This is a genomic window from Rhizobium sp. N122 (genome assembly GCF_002211295.1).
Classification (GTDB): Bacteria; Pseudomonadota; Alphaproteobacteria; order Rhizobiales; family Rhizobiaceae; genus Rhizobium.
On the sequence record NZ_LOKU01000003.1, the window covers coordinates 145,515 to 160,082 of the forward strand.

Here is a 14,568-nt window from a genome sequence, read left to right on the forward strand (position 1 = left end):
TGCGGGGCTTTCCTCTAAATCCCGATGATATTTCTCCGCAAATTGTGCGGCGGCGCATATTTCAATCACAGGACCAGGTGTCATGGACACGCCGATCGACGCGCGCAGGCTTGCGCCGACAACCGATAATCGTTGGGGCGCACATTTCCGTGCAACGCTGGCGCTCGGCATTCCGTTGATCGGCGCGCAGCTCGCCCAGCTCGGCATCAACACCACCGACGTGATGATCGTCGGTCGCCTCGGCGCCGAGCATCTGGCGGCGATGGTGCTTTCGGCGCAGTTCCTGTTCACGATCCTGATCTTCGGCTCCGGTTTTGCCATCGCCGTCATTCCGATGGTGGCGCAGGCCTATGGCCGCGGTGACGTCGTCTCGGTGCGCCGGGCGCTGCGCATGGGTCTCTGGGTGGTGATCGCATATTGGGTCATCATGCAGCCCGCCTTCTTCAATTCGGAGCAGATCCTTCTCTTCGCGCAACAGAAGCCGGAGGTGGCCAAGCTCGCCCATGGCTACATCATGATCGGCCAGTTCGGCGTGCTGCCGGCGCTGCTTTTCAATGTCATGCGGGCCCTGGTCAGCGCCATCGGCAAGGCGGGCATCATCCTCAACGTCACCATCGCCACGCTGGTGCTGAACGCGATCTTCGCCTATGCCCTGGTGCTCGGCCATTTCGGCTTTCCGGCGATGGGGCTCGAGGGTGCTGCGATCGTTTCAGTCGTCGTGCAGACGGCCGGCTTTCTCTTCATTCTTGCCTTCGTCCAGAAGCGGGAGGAGACACGCCGCTACGAGATCTTCGTGCGGTTCTGGAAGCCTGATTGGCATGCGCTGCTTGAGGTTCTCCGGCTCGGTTTTCCGATCAGCGTCACCGTGCTTGCCGAGGTCAGCCTGTTCACGGTGGCATCGCTCCTGATGGGCTATATCGGCACCATCGAGCTCGCCGCTCACGGCATCGCCCTGCAATGGGCCTCGATCGCCTTCATGATCCCGCTCGGCCTCAGCCAGGCAGCGACGGTGCGCGTCGGCGTCGCGCACGGGCAGGGCGATTACGATGGGCTGGTGCGGGCGTCGATCATGGTGCTGATCCTTGCCTGCGCCATTTCGGCGGTCGGCTCGGTGCTCTTTGCCACCATGCCGCAATTCCTCGGCAGCTGGTTCCTCGACGTCAACTCGCCTGAGGCGTCAGCGGTGCTTGCCTATGCCGGACCACTGATCGTCGTCGCCGGGCTTTTCCAGCTGGTCGACGGGCTGCAGGTGGTCGCCAACGGATTGCTGCGCGGTCTGAAAGACGCGCGGGTGCCGATGATCATGGCGTTGATTGCCTATTGGCCGATCGGCTTCTTCCTCGCCTGGGCCTTCGCCTTCCCGCTGGGCTTCGGCGGCATCGGCATCTGGTTCGGTTTCCTCGTCGGGCTGGCGGCGGCCGCCGTCATGCTCTGCTGGCGGTTTTATCTTCTGCTTCGCCGGGAAGGAGCGACTTCAGGCGCCTGAGCCGGCCGTCTTTACCCTCAGGCCGCGACAGGCTTGTAACTGGCGATATCGGCTCGAATGCCGAGACGTGCGAACATTTCCTGCGGATCGAAATTTGCGGCCCTATGGGCGGCCGCCACGGCTATCCGCGCACGCTCGACGACCTCGGTATTTTCCCATTCGGCAATGGTGACGAAATTGAATTCGCCGGGACCGGCGACCTGCTCCAATACCCTGTGATCGATGAAACCTTCCTGCGTTTCCAGCAGCTTGTGGGTCATCATCACCTTGACGAGAAATTCCTCGCGTGCCGCAGCCGGCACGACGAATTTGTCGACACGAAAGAAAGCTCCGCTCATCCATTTTCCCCTGCATCAAATGTCTTCGGGCGTTTGTAATTCCTCAACTATGGTTGAGGTCAATATGGTAGCGAAGACGTCCGGTCACTAACTTGGAATTGCCGGGCGACCGCTTCCTGAAGCCGTCGTGTTCCAGAGTGACGGCATTGCTTCCTATGTCGTGGTTTTCGACAACTGGATCGTCTACCTCGACGCAGTCGGTCACAAAGAAGGATGACGGCTCAAGGGAGGTGGAGATCGCCTGGACATCACCTCTTAACCATTTGTTGACTCACCCGCGGTTGAGCAATAACTTATGAAGTCGGTCGTTGGGCTTGTCCTCACATGACGGATCAATCTCTTCAGCGTCGCCTTGCCGCCATCGTCGTTGCCGATGTGGTGGGATATTCACGCCTGATGGAGGCTGATGAAGTCGCGACGCTTGATAACCTCAGGGAACTCCGTTCTGGCGTTATCGAGCCGGCCGTGATGCGCCACAACGGTCGCATCTTCAAGGTCGTGGGCGACGGCTTCCTAATCGAATTCGCTAGCGCGGTGGACGCGGTCGAAGCAGCGTTGGAAATGCAACGGTCCACCACTGCTGTCGACGCTTCCGGAGATCAACGCCTGCTTTTGCGTATAGGCGTCAATCTGGGAGATGTCATTGACGACGGTTCAGACGTCCTCGGCGACGGCGTCAATGTCGCGGCGCGCCTGGAGACACAGGCCGCGCCGGGAGGTATCTGCATTTCAGCCGGCGTTCACGGCGAGATCATCGGCAAGATCGGCGACCGGTTCTTCGACGCAGGCGAACGCTACCTGAAGAACCTCACTCGCCCAGTCCACGTGTGGCATTGGCCGGATGCGCTGCGGAGCATATTGCCGCTGCCCGACCGTCCCTCGATCGCCGTATTGCCGTTCACGAATATGAGTGGGAATGAAGCGGACGCGCCTTTCGTCGACGGCTTGACCGAAGACCTGATCACCGACCTTTCCCGTACGGTTGGCTTGTTCGTCATCGCGCGCAATTCCGTCTACGGCTACAAGGGCAAGCCGGTCGACGTACGGCGGGTCGCCCAGGAACTCGGCGTCCGCTACGTCCTGGAGGGGAGCGCCAGACGCGCAATGGGCCGTGTCCGCATCAATGCTCAATTGGTCGACGCGCTTGGCGGCCAGCACTTGTGGGCCGAGAGGTTCGACAGGACGCTGGAAGATGTTTTCGAATTACAGGATGAAGTCAACGCCAAGATTGTTGAAGCCCTCGTCGGCCGGCTGACCATCCCGACGCCGCGCAATCGGCCGAAGAACTTTGAGGCGTACGATCTGTGTGCGCGCGCCCGCCTCCTGACGGAAGAGTCGCCGCAAACCGAGCGTGAGGCCTATATGCTCCTCCAGCGCGCGCTCAAGCTCGAGCCATCATATGCCGAGGCGCTCGGGCTGCTCGCCTATAACCGCTGGCTGGCCTGGACTCATTTCGGCGAGCCCGAAGATCCTAACCGGGAGATGGCGACGACATCAGCGCAGAAGGCGGTCGAGCTCGATCCCAACGATGCCGGCTGCCGTTACGTCCTGGGGACCATTTTGGCCTATGAGCGGCGATGGGAGGAATCGGAGGCCGCCTTCGCCAAGGCCCTGGAGCTGGACCCCAACCACGCCGACACCTGGGCCGCCATGTCTGATATTTCAGTGCTGGACGGCAGGGTTGCCGACGGACTGGCGCAGATCGAAAAAGCTCTGCGGCTCAATCCCCGTCCAGCCTGCTGGTATCTTTGTCATCTTGGACAGGCGCAATACGCCGCGCGTGACTATGAGGCGGCAAGCGCTACGCTCCGCAGGGAAGACACCTATCGTACCAACTCACGCAAATTCCTGGCTGCTACGCTTGCGCAGTTGGGCCACAGTGAGGACGCGCGCCGAGAAGCAGAATTGTTCCTGATCGCCCACCCTCATTTCACGATCGGCCATTGGCTGAGCTCCCAGCCGCTGCGCGATGGCTCCGTACGAGACCACTTTGTCGACGGCTTTCGAAAGGCCGGCCTGCCGGAGACGTGACAGCGAGTGGGAACAATCCCGGCGCGTTCGAGGACTTGATCAACGGATATGCGCTGCGCGAAACGACGGTCTGGATCGCAGTGCCGCGCGTCTTCAGACGCTCGACAAAACGCGTCAACCCGCCCGAGTCTCGGCTGCCGGTTTGGCGGGCCTTTGCGAAATCGGCAGTTCTTGAAATCAGCGTTCGGCGAGCGCCGGTTCGCCCTTCTTTTCGCGCACCATGTTGATGAAGCGGCGGAAGAGATAGTGGCTGTCTTGCGGGCCGGGCGAGGCTTCCGGATGGTGCTGGACGGAGAAGATCTGCTTGCCGAGCACGCGCAGGCCGCAATTGGTGCCGTCGAAAAGCGAAATATGAGTCTCTTCAACGCCATCGGGCAGCGACTTCGAGTCGACCGCGAAGCCGTGGTTCATCGAGACGATTTCGACCTTGCCGGTCGTATGATCCTTGACCGGGTGGTTGGCGCCGTGATGGCCCTGATGCATCTTCTCGGTCTTGGCGCCGAGGGCGAGACCCAGCATCTGATGGCCGAGGCAGATGCCGAAGACCGGGATATCGGTCTTAACGAGCGTCTTGATCACAGGCACCGCATATTCGCCGGTTGCGGCCGGATCGCCGGGGCCGTTCGACAGGAAGATGCCGTCCGGCTGCATGGCGAGCACGTCTTCGGCGCTCGTTGCGGCCGGCACGACGGTGACCTTGCAGTCGAGACCGGCAAACAGCCGCAGAATGTTGCGCTTGACGCCGTAGTCGAGGCAGACGACGTGGTATTTGGCGTCCGCCGCGGCGAGTTCGCCGTACCCTTCGTTCCAGACCCACGGCGTCTCGGTCCATTGCGAGGACTGGCCGGAGGAGGCGATCTTGGCAAGGTCGAGGCCTTCGAGGCCGCTCCAGGCCTTGGCTTCGGCCTTCAGCGCTTCGATGTCGAAGACGCCGTTCGGATCGTGGGCGATCACCGCGTTCGGGGCGCCGTTCTCACGGATCCAGGCGGTCAGGGCCCGCGTGTCGATACCGCAGAGACCGATGACGCCGCGCGCCTTCAGCCATTGGTCGAGATGCTTGGCGGCGCGGTAGTTCGAAGGCTCGGTGATGTCGGCCTTGAAGATGACGCCGACGGCGCCGTGGCGGGCGGCAGGCGTCAGATCCTCGATGTCTTCATCGTTGGTGCCGATATTGCCGATATGGGGAAAAGTGAAGGTGACGATCTGGCCGAGATAGGAGGGGTCGGTCAGGATTTCCTCGTAGCCGGTCAGCGCCGTGTTGAAGACCACTTCGGCCTGGACCTTGCCGGTGGCACCGATGCCCCTGCCTTCGATGACCGTGCCGTCGGCAAGAATGAGCAGGGCGGTCGGCTTTTCGATTGTCCAGGGTGCTGTCGCGGTCATCTTCATCCCGTTTCCGGCGGTCGGTGCGCGTTGCCGCGCTCGTCGCCATTTGATCTCGCAGGCGTGTGGGCACGGCTATGCCGCGCGCGTCAGGCCTGATCACGAATTTTGGTGCAGGTGGCGGTAAATAGCCACGCAATCGCTGAGCGTCAATCTTTGTAACCGGGATTGCCGCCGTTTTCCTGCGCTTTATCGCGGCGACCGCGCAATTTATTTGATCCGCCGCATCAGCGTGGTTTATGAAGCGGCATCAAAACAGGAGTGAAGACCATGCTGCGCGATCAACTCGCCACCCAGCTGAAAGAGGCGATGAAGGCCAAGAATGCGGAGCGGCTTTCCACCGTCCGGCTGATTCAGGCCGCGGTCAAAGATCGCGATATCGCCAATCGCGGCTCCGGCAAGGAGCAGGCGAGCGACGACGAGATCCTGCAGATCCTCGCCAAGATGGTGAAGCAGCGCGACGAATCGGCAAAGATCTACGAGGAGAACTCGCGGCCGGAGCTCGCCGCCAAGGAGCGTGCCGAAATCACCGTCATTCAAGATTTCATGCCGAAGCAGCTTTCGGACAGCGAAGTGCGCGCCAATGTGTCGGCGATCATCGCCGAGACCGGTGCTGCCGGCGCCAAGGACATGGGCAAGGTGATGGCCGCGCTCAAGGAGCGTTATGCCGGCCAGATGGATTTCGCCAAGGCGTCGGCGACCGTCAAGGAACTGCTGAGCTAATGCATGTCGCCCGGAAGTGTGCAGCGGTTCCGGCACAACGACATGCATCAAAATAAAGGGTTAAAGCGCAAGGAGCGAATCTGAAAAATCGCGACGCGCTTTAAGCCGGCTCAGACGACGCGTCTTGCCTGCGGTTCGTCCAGGACCGCAGGCCCGAGCACCGCTTCGGCCGCGGCATCGATGATGGCGAATTTCGCCGCCTGATAATTCCAGTATTCGAGAATGAAACGGCGCGACAGCCAGAAATCGCCCTTGCGGGAGGGGCCTGTCCAGCCGACGCTCTCCATGGCCGCTGCCTGCGTCAGCAGCCGCTTCAGGTGCGTGTTGGAGATCATGAACTGTTCGCGGATTTCCCTGAGCGACAGGGGGCCGACCGCGACGCGTTCGGCCCCCCGGGGAAATTCCGGCAGGCGCGAGATCAGGTAGTCCATTACCAGACCGCCGGTATTTGCCCAGTTGAAGAGATTGAAGGTGGGGCCAGGGTTGCGCACCCGTTCGCTGCCGATGATCGCCTTGGCGATCCGCGGCTGGATCGCGGCCATCATCGCCGAGGCATCGGCGGTGACCTTGCCGGCGCGTTGACCGCCGTCGAGGCTGTCGAGGATCATCAGATGGGCGAGGAGCCATCGGGTGAAATGCTGCTCGGCGGTTTCCGTGGGCTCCAGATAGCGCGTGCGCTTGTCGGGGCCGGGAACCGGCCGCAGGAAACGATAGGCCAGCATTTCCTGCATGAAGGCCGCCGCCGTATTGCGGCTGGCGATGTCGTTCCTGACCGCGAAATCGATGAAGCGGCCGGAATAAAGGCCGCTCCTGCCGTCGTCGGGATCGCCGTAATGAAGCGCAAAGCCGGCATGGGCCATCAGCCAGCGCTGCTGCGCGGCGAAAATCGAGGCGATGCGCGGGCTCTCACGATAGATCGAAAGCATCTGATCGGCGCAATGCAGGATCGCAGCGAGAAATCGATCGTCTGCTGCAAGAGTTTCAGCGGTAAAGGCCATGTGGAGGGCGTCCAGGGAGTTCGGCGCATACTTCTTTCACGCAAGCGTCGCCTGTCAACGGTTTTGTCAATAATCAGTTAATTTCAAAAGGGAATTTGTATCAGGGGAAGCTAAAATTTAAGAAGGCAGGAGCTGGGGGCGCTCCTGCCTTCTTGCTCTTTGCTTCCGCCGGCAAACGCAGGGCCGAGGCCCAAGCCGGAGGGTATTTGCAAAGGCACCCTTGCGAAGCGGCGCCGGGGGTAGGGATGGTGCTTCGCTCGGGGATCGCTTTGTTGAGATCGAACCTATTGCGGGGCGGCGGCTTATTCAAATTACAAAAAAATAATGATTGCCGAAAACGTCGTTTTTGGAGGCTTCGAAGCGAAGGCTAGGATGGCAGCGCCGGGACAAAGCTGCGCCATCGATGCGTCAGATAAGTACCTGTTTCAAAACGATTAAATCTGACGAAATTAGAGATCGCCACTCTTGCCGAGACAATTGCCGCGGTTGAATTTCAGCGCTTGAACGACAATAATGTCGCACCCTGTCGCAGGGGGCGATAACGCGTTTTTGATTGGATAACCGACGCGACCGGGGAGGGGTGCACTTGCCTGTGAATAGCGGGTTTTCATGACAAGTTTCGTGGCGTGGAGCGGCAAAGCAGCTTATATGGAGGCTGGCCAAGAGGTATAAATGCGTTTTTCCAACACCTTTCTCGATGATATTCGCGACCGCGTTCCGATTTCGAACGTGATTGCGCGCCGTGTCAGTTGGGATAAGCGCAAGACCAACGTGTCACGCGGCGATTACTGGGCCTGCTGCCCGTTCCACGGCGAGAAATCGCCGAGCTTCCACTGCGAGGACCGGAAGGGCCGCTATCACTGCTTCGGCTGCGGCGTCACCGGCGACCATTTCCGCTTCCTTACCGAGCTGGAGGGCTTGAGCTTTCCCGAGGCGGTGCAGCAGATCGCTGATATGGCCGGCGTTCCGATGCCGCTTGCCGATCCTGTGATGGAGAAGCGCGAGAAGGAACGCGGCTCGCTGATCGACGTCATGGAGATGGCGACACAATTTTTCCAGGATCAATTGCAGACGGCGAATGGGGCGAGGGCGCGCGCCTATCTGCGCGACCGCGGGCTGACCGGGCGCACTATCGAAACCTTCCGTCTCGGCTATGCCCCTGACAGCCGCAATGCGCTGAAGGAATTTCTGGCCGGCAAGGGCGTGCTGAAAGAACAGATCGAGGCTTGCGGCCTGGTCGTTCATGAAAACGTGCCGGTTTCCTATGATCGTTTCCGCGACCGCATCATGTTCCCGATCCTCTCGTCGCGGGAGAAGGTGATCGCCTTCGGCGGCCGCGCCATGTCATCGGATGCGCCGGCGAAATATCTGAACTCCAACGAGACGGAACTCTTTCACAAGGGCAACGTCCTTTATAATTTCGCCCGCGCCCGCCGCGCCATCCAGGGGCCGGGCCGTAGCGATCAGCAGGACGACAATGCCAGCGGCACCATCATCGCCGTCGAAGGCTATATGGATGTGATCGCGCTCTATCAGGCGGGCATCGAGAATGCCGTCGCGCCGCTCGGCACGGCGCTCACCGAAAACCAGCTCGAGCTGCTTTGGAAGATGGTGCCGCAGCCGGTGCTCTGCTTCGACGGTGACGGCGCCGGCATCCGCGCCGCCAATCGCGCCGCCGAACTGGCGCTGCCGCATCTGAAGCCCGGCCGTTCCGTCCGCTTTGCGCTTCTGCCTGATGGCAAGGACCCGGATGATCTCGTGCGCGATGACGGCCGCGCGCCCTTCGACAAGGTGATGAGCCAGGCAAAGCCGCTGTCGGAGATGCTGTGGAGCCGTGAGATCAATACCGGCAAGTTCGACACGCCCGAGGCACGCGCCGAACTCGAGGCGCGGCTGAAGCAGCTGGTCGCCGTCATCGCCGACGAGAATGTGCGCCGTCACTACCAGCAGGATATTCGCGACCGGCTGAACGCCTTCTTCCAGCCTCAGTTCCAGAACCGCAACAATGGCGAGCGCCGCGGCTTCAATGGCAATGGCAATTACCGGGCGGGCCGCGACAATGCGGGTAAGGCAGGGCCGAAAAGCCCCAGCCTTATTTCCGACCGGCTCGCCCGCTCAGGCCCGGTGCGCGGCCACCGGGACAATACGGCGCTGCGCGAAAGCGTGCTGGCGCTCACCATCGTCAATCATCCGTCGCTGATGATCGACGATTATGACGAGATCGCCGCGATCGATTATGATAGCCGAGAGTTGAAGCAGCTCTGGTCGGCTGTGCTTGGGGCAGCGGCTGCCGTCGCCGGCCCGCATCTGACGCGCGAATATCTGACCGAAAGGTTGGAATTCGAGGGCTTCGGTCCGCTGATCAAGAGCCTCGACCAGCAGGTGCGCAATGCCAGACTCTGGACGGCGACCGAGGAGGCGGCGATGGAGGATGCGCGTGAGGGGTATCGCCAGGCGCTCGCCTTCCACAAACGGGCAAAGGCACTGCGCCGGCAGAAAATGGAACTCGAACGCGAGATTGCGCTGGCGACCGAAGCCGGCGACGGCGAGGCAATCGTTCAGCTGATGCGGGCGCAACAGGAAGTGCATTTCGAAGGTGTGCGGCTTGAGAACCAGGAGGCGATCATCGACGGCTTCGGCGTGCTCTCCGGCCGCGTCAAAGGGGCGGCGAACCACTGATGCCGCAGACCGAACGGAACGAACCGGGCTTTTCCGCCTCCGATGCGTTGTTTTCCGCCGGCCGAGCGCCGCTCGATATTCTCAAGCAGGTCTACGGCTATTCCTCTTTCCGCGGCAAGCAGCAGCAGGTGGTCGAGCATGTGGTGTCAGGCGGCGATGCCGTGGTGCTCTTTCCGACAGGCGCGGGCAAATCGCTGTGCTTCCAGATCCCGGCACTCTGCCGTGACGGCGTCGGCATTGTCGTTTCGCCGCTGATTGCGCTGATGCGCGATCAGGTGGAGGCGATGAAGCAGCTCGGCATCCGGGCGGCCGCGCTCAATTCGTCGCTGTCGCGCGAGGAGTTCGTCGAGGTCCGCCGCGCGCTTTCGGCGGGCCGGCTCGACCTTCTCTACGTGACGCCCGAGCGCATCCTCACTGATGGTTTTCGCGAGCTGATCGCCAATGAGAAGATCGCGCTGTTTGCCATCGACGAGGCCCATTGCGTCTCGCAGTGGGGCCATGATTTCCGCCCGGAATATCGCGCGCTCGGCCAGCTGGGCGAGCAATATCCGGGCGTGCCGCGCGTGGCGCTGACGGCGACCGCCGATCCGCATACGCGCGACGACATCATCGAGCGGCTGGGGCTCGACGCTGCCCGGATCTTCACCACCAGCTTCGACCGTCCGAACATTGCTTACGAAATTGTCGAGCGCGACCAGCCGCGTCAGCAGCTGTTGCGCTTCCTGTCCGGCCACAAGGGAAACAGCGGCATCGTCTATTGCCTGTCGCGCGCCAAGGTCGAGGATACGGCAGAATGGCTGAACGGCCAGGGCGTGCGTGCGCTTGCCTACCATGCCGGCATGGACAGGGCGGTTCGCGACGCCAATCAGGATGCCTTTTTGAAAGAGGAGAACCTCTGCCTCGTCGCCACCGTCGCCTTCGGCATGGGCATCGACAAACCGAATGTGCGGTATGTCGCCCATCTCGACCTGCCGGGTTCCGTTGAGGCCTATTACCAGGAGACGGGGCGCGCCGGCCGCGACGGTCTGCCGTCCGAGGTCTGGATGGCCTACGGCATGGCCGATGTCATCCAGCGCGGCCGGATGATCGACGAGGGCGGTGCCGCCGCTGAGATCAAGCGGGTCGAGCGCGCCAAGCTCAACGCCTTGCTGGCGATTTGCGAGACCGCTTCCTGCCGCCGCCAGGCGATTCTTGCACATTTCGGCGAGGCGCATGCCGGACAATGCGGCAATTGCGACACCTGCCTGAAGCCGGTCGAGACCTGGGAGGGCACGGAGGCGGCGATCAAGGCGCTCGCCGCGATCTATCGCACCGGCGAACGTTTCGGTGCGGGCCACGTCATCGACGTGCTTGTCGGCAATGTCAACGAAAAGACCGAGCGTTTCGGCCATGCCGATATGCCTGTTTTCGGCGCCGGCAAGGATATTCCATCGCGCACCTGGCAATCCGTCTACCGCCAGCTGCTTGCCATGGGGCTGGTCCGGGTCGATCACGAGGCTTACGGGGCACTGAAGCTGGAGCCGGAGGCGCGCGCTGTCTTCAAGCACGAGCGGCAGGTGTTCTTCCGCAAGGACCGGCCGGCCTCCGAACGGCGCACGAAGAAGGCGGAGCGCAGCGAGCGCAAATCGGGACTGTCGGGCGCCGACGGCGCTCTGTTCGAGGCGCTGCGGGCCGAGCGCATGGCGATTGCCAAATCGCTCGGCGTGCCGCCCTATGTCGTCTTCCCCGATACGACGCTGATCGCCTTTGCCACGGAGAAGCCGAGGAGCCGCAAGGAGCTGCTTGCCATATCGGGCGTCGGCCAGGCGAAGCTCGAGCGTTATGGCGATGCGTTCCTGGAGATCATCCTGGCCCAGGACGGCTGAGCGGGCCGACCGATGTCTTCGGCCCAGCGCTGAACAAGACAAGCCGATGGCGATATGCTAACCCGAAAGCTATAAAAAACATCAGGAAGGGCCGCGCATGACCTCGCCATTTCTCTCCCATCTCAGTGCCGAAATTTCGACGCTGAAGGATGCCGGCCTCTATAAATCCGAGCGAGTGATCAGCTCCAAGCAGGCAGGCGAAATTGCCATTTCGACCGGCGAGCGGGTGCTGAATTTCTGCGCCAACAATTATCTCGGCCTTGCCGACAACGAGGAACTGGCCGAGGCCGGCAAGCAGGCGCTCGACCGCTATGGCTACGGCATGGCCTCGGTGCGTTTCATCTGCGGCACGCAGGAAGAGCATAAGCAGCTCGAAGCGCGCATCTCCTCCTTCCTCGGCATGGAAGACACGATCCTCTATTCCTCCTGCTTCGATGCCAATGGCGGTCTGTTCGAAACGCTGCTTTCCGAAGAGGATGCGATCATCTCGGATGCGCTGAACCACGCCTCGATCATCGACGGTGTCAGGCTTTCGAAGGCCAAACGCTTCCGCTACGCCAACAACGACATGTCGGCGCTGGAAGAGGAATTGAAGAAAGCCGAAGGCAGCCGTTTCAAGCTGATCGCCACCGACGGCGTCTTCTCGATGGACGGCATCATCGCCAATTTGGGCGGCGTTTGCGATCTCGCCGAGAAATATGGCGCCATGGTCATGGTCGACGACAGCCATGCGGTCGGCTTCGTCGGCAGGCACGGCCGCGGCTCGCCCGAACATTGCGGCGTCGAGGGGCGGATCGACATCATCACCGGCACGCTCGGCAAGGCGCTCGGCGGCGCCTCGGGCGGTTATACTTCGGCGAAAGCCGAGGTCGTCGAATGGCTGCGTCAGCGCTCGCGGCCCTATCTGTTCTCGAACACGCTGGCGCCGGTCATTGCCGCCGCCTCGCTGAAAGTGTTCGACCTGATCGAAAATGGCGATGCCTTGCGCAAGCGCCTGTCCGACAATGCCGATCTCTTCCGAACCGAGATGACGAAGCTTGGCTTCACGCTCGCCGGCGAAGGCCATCCGATCATCCCGGTCATGCTCGGCGATGCCAATCTTGCCCAGGACATGGCGGGGTTGATGCTGAAGAAGGGCATTTACGTGATCGGCTTCTCCTTCCCGGTGGTGCCGAAAGGCCAGGCCCGCATCCGCACGCAGATGTCGGCAGCGCATTCCAGGGCGGATGTCGAGCGGGCGATTGTGGCCTTTGCTGAGGCTGGGCGGGAATTGGGTGTGATTTGAGAATGAGGCTGCCCCTCACCCTAGCCCGACCGGGGTCGAGCCACAGGTCTCGACCCGTCCTTCGGACCCCCGTAAACGGGGCGAGGGGACGTGCCCTGCGAGAGGATGGTGGGGACGGAGAGGTCGCCGCTTGTCCCCTTCGCCCCGCTTGCGGGGAGAAGGTGCCGGCAGGCGGATGAGGGGCCGAAACAGGCACTGACCAAGGGATAAAGATATGTCGAACATGATGAAGGCGCTGGTCAAATCGAAAGCCGAAGTCGGGCTCTGGATGGAGAATGTGCCGGTGCCGGAGGTCGGGCCGAACGATGTGCTGATCCGGGTGAAGAAATCGGCGATCTGCGGCACCGACGTGCATATCTGGAACTGGGACCAGTGGGCGCAGAAGACCATTCCGGTGCCGATGGTCGTCGGTCATGAATTCTCCGGCGAGATCGCCGAGATCGGTTCGGCGGTCACCCGCTATCATGTCGGCGAGCGGGTTTCCGGCGAGGGCCATATCGTCTGCGGCAAGTGCCGCAACTGCCGGGCGGGCAGGGGGCATCTCTGCCGCAACACGCTGGGCGTCGGCGTCAACCGGCCGGGTTCGTTCGGCGAGTTCGTCTGCATTCCCGAAAGCAATGTCGTGGCGATCCCGGAAGATATTTCCGATGAGATCGCCGCCATCTTCGATCCGTTCGGCAATGCCGTGCACACCGCACTCTCCTTCGATCTTGTCGGCGAGGACGTGCTGGTCACCGGCGCCGGGCCGATCGGCATCATGGGGGCACTCGTCGCCAAACGGTCGGGCGCCCGCAAGGTCGTCATCACCGATATCAACCCGCACCGGCTGGACCTGGCGCGCAAACTGGGGATCGATCATGTCGTCGACGCGTCGCGCGAAAATCTGGCCGACGTGATGAAGACGATCGGCATGACGGAGGGTTTCGACGTCGGGCTCGAGATGTCGGGGGCAGCACCCGCCTTCCGCGATATGATCGACAAGATGAACAATGGCGGCAAGATCGCCATTCTCGGCATTGCACCGGCCGGTTTCGAGATCGACTGGAACAAGGTGATCTTCAAGATGCTCAATCTCAAGGGCATCTATGGCCGCGAGATGTTCGAGACCTGGTACAAGATGATCGCCTTCGTCCAGGGCGGCCTTGACCTTGCGCCGATTATCACTCACCGCATCGGGATCGACGAGTTTCGCGACGGCTTCGAGGCGATGCGCTCGGGCAATTCGGGCAAGGTCGTGATGGATTGGATGTGAGGAGGAAGACATGCTCTATGAAGGAAGCTGCCATTGCGGCAGGGTCGCCTACGAGGTCGAAGGCGAATTCACCGAAGCGCTGGACTGCAACTGTTCGCTCTGCCGCCGGCGGGGCGGGCTTCTGGCCTTCGTGCCGCGCGACAAGCTGGTGCTGAAGACGCCCGAAAAGGATCTCTCGACCTATACTTTCAACAGGCATGTCATCCGGCATCACTTCTGCGCCAATTGCGGCATTGCGCCGTTCGGCGAAGGGGTCGGCCCGAATGGCGCTGCCATGGCCTCGGTCAATCTGCGCTGCATTCCCGCGGTCGATCTCGGCGCGTTGAAGGTGACGGCCTACGATGGCGAGGCAAAGTAGCCAATATTCGTCCGGACAGAGGCGAACAGAACAACGATAGGACTGCAAAAATGGCGCGAACAACCGGCGCTACGGGCAAAATCCTTGCTGCCCTTGTCTTTTGTTCGCCGCATCTTAAATAAGGCTTCGCAATCGCTGCCGCGGTTCAAAGCCTGTGGATAAGGCTTTTT

The 14,568-nt window shown here is 61.6% G+C and carries 11 protein-coding genes; 8 read left to right on the forward strand and 3 right to left on the reverse strand.

Translation table 11 applies throughout. The features are described 5' to 3' along the window. Positions 1 to 82: 82 nt before the first annotated feature. A complete protein-coding gene (locus tag ATY75_RS03590; RefSeq protein ID WP_064839880.1) occupies positions 83 to 1,486 on the forward strand; it encodes an MATE family efflux transporter in 1,404 nt (467 codons plus the stop codon). Between the two features lie 17 nt (positions 1,487 to 1,503). On the opposite strand, the gene ATY75_RS03595 is transcribed toward ATY75_RS03590, so the two are convergent. After that, entirely contained in the window at positions 1,504 to 1,824 is a 321-nt protein-coding gene (locus tag ATY75_RS03595) for an antibiotic biosynthesis monooxygenase (protein WP_088936487.1), read from the reverse strand. A 324-nt stretch (positions 1,825 to 2,148) separates the two neighbouring features. Between ATY75_RS03595 and ATY75_RS03600 the strand changes: the two genes are divergently transcribed. After that, positions 2,149 to 3,855 (forward strand): adenylate/guanylate cyclase domain-containing protein, encoded by a 1,707-nt coding sequence (locus ATY75_RS03600; protein ID WP_088936488.1) that lies wholly within the window; start codon positions 2,149 to 2,151, stop codon positions 3,853 to 3,855. A gap of 177 nt (positions 3,856 to 4,032) precedes the next feature. On the opposite strand, the gene carA is transcribed toward ATY75_RS03600, so the two are convergent. Then, positions 4,033 to 5,238 carry a glutamine-hydrolyzing carbamoyl-phosphate synthase small subunit gene (gene carA / locus ATY75_RS03605; RefSeq protein ID WP_088936529.1) on the reverse strand — a complete coding sequence of 402 codons (1,206 nt, stop codon included), beginning with the start codon at positions 5,236 to 5,238 and terminating at the stop codon, positions 4,033 to 4,035. A 270-nt stretch (positions 5,239 to 5,508) separates the two neighbouring features. Between carA and ATY75_RS03610 the strand changes: the two genes are divergently transcribed. Next, positions 5,509 to 5,961, forward strand: coding sequence for a GatB/YqeY domain-containing protein (locus ATY75_RS03610; protein ID WP_088936489.1), 453 nt, complete (start codon positions 5,509 to 5,511; stop codon positions 5,959 to 5,961). A 110-nt stretch (positions 5,962 to 6,071) separates the two neighbouring features. Here ATY75_RS03610 and ATY75_RS03615 read toward each other — a convergent pair whose 3' ends face one another. Continuing rightward, positions 6,072 to 6,959 carry a hypothetical protein gene (locus ATY75_RS03615; RefSeq protein WP_064839875.1) on the reverse strand — a complete coding sequence of 296 codons (888 nt, stop codon included), beginning with the start codon at positions 6,957 to 6,959 and terminating at the stop codon, positions 6,072 to 6,074. A 672-nt stretch (positions 6,960 to 7,631) separates the two neighbouring features. On the opposite strand from ATY75_RS03615, the gene dnaG reads away from it, so the two are divergent. The 5 genes from dnaG (at position 7,632) to ATY75_RS03645 (ending at position 14,398) form a co-directional block, all read left to right on the forward strand. Next, complete coding sequence (dnaG, locus tag ATY75_RS03625; protein ID WP_064839873.1) at positions 7,632 to 9,638, forward strand: DNA primase; 2,007 nt, start codon at positions 7,632 to 7,634, stop codon at positions 9,636 to 9,638. Next, positions 9,638 to 11,503 carry a DNA helicase RecQ gene (gene recQ, locus ATY75_RS03630; RefSeq protein WP_065092450.1) on the forward strand — a complete coding sequence of 622 codons (1,866 nt, stop codon included), beginning with the start codon at positions 9,638 to 9,640 and terminating at the stop codon, positions 11,501 to 11,503. The genes dnaG and recQ overlap by 1 nt, the downstream gene beginning before the upstream one ends. A gap of 97 nt (positions 11,504 to 11,600) precedes the next feature. After that, positions 11,601 to 12,788: a glycine C-acetyltransferase gene (locus ATY75_RS03635; protein ID WP_088936490.1), complete on the forward strand. Its 1,188-nt coding sequence runs from the start codon at positions 11,601 to 11,603 to the stop codon at positions 12,786 to 12,788. Positions 12,789 to 13,002: 214 nt separating this feature from the next. Then, positions 13,003 to 14,040, forward strand: coding sequence for an L-threonine 3-dehydrogenase (gene tdh, locus ATY75_RS03640; RefSeq protein WP_088936491.1), 1,038 nt, complete (start codon positions 13,003 to 13,005; stop codon positions 14,038 to 14,040). Between the two features lie 10 nt (positions 14,041 to 14,050). After that, entirely contained in the window at positions 14,051 to 14,398 is a 348-nt protein-coding gene (locus tag ATY75_RS03645; RefSeq protein ID WP_088936492.1) for a GFA family protein, read from the forward strand. Positions 14,399 to 14,568: the final 170 nt, after the last annotated feature.

Coding starts and splice junctions, on each gene's coding strand:
- ATY75_RS03590 (WP_064839880.1), top strand. CDS start 83: ATGGACACGCCGATCGACGCGCGCAGGCTTGCGCCGACAACCGATAAT.
- ATY75_RS03595 (WP_088936487.1), bottom strand. CDS start 1,824: ATGAGCGGAGCTTTCTTTCGTGTCGACAAATTCGTCGTGCCGGCTGCG.
- ATY75_RS03600 (WP_088936488.1), top strand. CDS start 2,149: ATGACGGATCAATCTCTTCAGCGTCGCCTTGCCGCCATCGTCGTTGCC.
- carA (WP_088936529.1), bottom strand. CDS start 5,238: ATGACCGCGACAGCACCCTGGACAATCGAAAAGCCGACCGCCCTGCTC.
- ATY75_RS03610 (WP_088936489.1), top strand. CDS start 5,509: ATGCTGCGCGATCAACTCGCCACCCAGCTGAAAGAGGCGATGAAGGCC.
- ATY75_RS03615 (WP_064839875.1), bottom strand. CDS start 6,959: ATGGCCTTTACCGCTGAAACTCTTGCAGCAGACGATCGATTTCTCGCT.
- dnaG (WP_064839873.1), top strand. CDS start 7,632: ATGCGTTTTTCCAACACCTTTCTCGATGATATTCGCGACCGCGTTCCG.
- recQ (WP_065092450.1), top strand. CDS start 9,638: ATGCCGCAGACCGAACGGAACGAACCGGGCTTTTCCGCCTCCGATGCG.
- ATY75_RS03635 (WP_088936490.1), top strand. CDS start 11,601: ATGACCTCGCCATTTCTCTCCCATCTCAGTGCCGAAATTTCGACGCTG.
- tdh (WP_088936491.1), top strand. CDS start 13,003: ATGTCGAACATGATGAAGGCGCTGGTCAAATCGAAAGCCGAAGTCGGG.
- ATY75_RS03645 (WP_088936492.1), top strand. CDS start 14,051: ATGCTCTATGAAGGAAGCTGCCATTGCGGCAGGGTCGCCTACGAGGTC.